Here is a 699-nt window from a genome sequence, read left to right as displayed (position 1 = left end):
TGGAGGCGGAATGCGCGTGTCACCCATGCGGCGGCAGTTGTTCGGGGCCAGCCACTGGTCGTTCTTGTTCGGGGAGATCGCGATCTACTCCTTCGTGGTCCTGACCGTGACGGGGCTGTTCCTCATGCTGTTCTTCGATCCGGACATGTCACAGGTCACCTACGACGGCGGTTACACCCCGCTGCGCGGGGTTCAGGTGAGCGCGGCCTTCGACTCCGTCATGCGCATCAGCTTCGACGTCACAGGCGGCCTGTTCATCCGCCAAGTGCACCACTGGGCGGCGCTGATCTTCGCCGCCGCCATCGTGCTGCAGCTCCTGCGCATGTTTCTCACCGGCGCGTTCCGCCGCCCCCGGCGCTCGCAGTGGATGATCTGGGTGACGCTGCTGGCGCTCGCCATGGCCGCGGGCGAGACCGGCAAGATCCTCCCGGACGACCTGCTGTCGGGCGGCAGCCTCTGGCTGATCAACAGCATCGTGCTGTCGATTCCCGTCGTCGGGACCTACCTCCACCAGCTGCTGTTCGGCGGAGCGTTCCCCGGCCAGGACATCGTGCCCCGGCTGTACTGGGCACACGTGCTGGTGCTGCCGCTGCTCGTGGCGGGCCTGCTGGCCGTCCGCGCCCGGCTGGTCCGCCGGCACGGCCACACCCGCTTCCCCGGCGCGCTGGCAGGACGTCCCGCGGCCCGCACGCTGGTGGC

The 699-nt window shown here is 69.0% G+C and carries 1 protein-coding gene; it reads left to right on the top strand.

Annotated elements, in window-relative coordinates:
• Nucleotides 1-25: 25 nt before the first annotated feature.
• Nucleotides 26-699: cytochrome b (locus tag AC3EO4_RS55690; protein WP_431904995.1), on the top strand; the 674-nt coding region annotated here is incomplete at its 3' end.

This window comes from Nonomuraea sp. bgisy101, assembly GCF_057708945.1.
The sequence above is the reverse complement of the archived record's forward strand: the minus strand, read 5'-3'. Positions and strand labels throughout refer to the sequence as shown.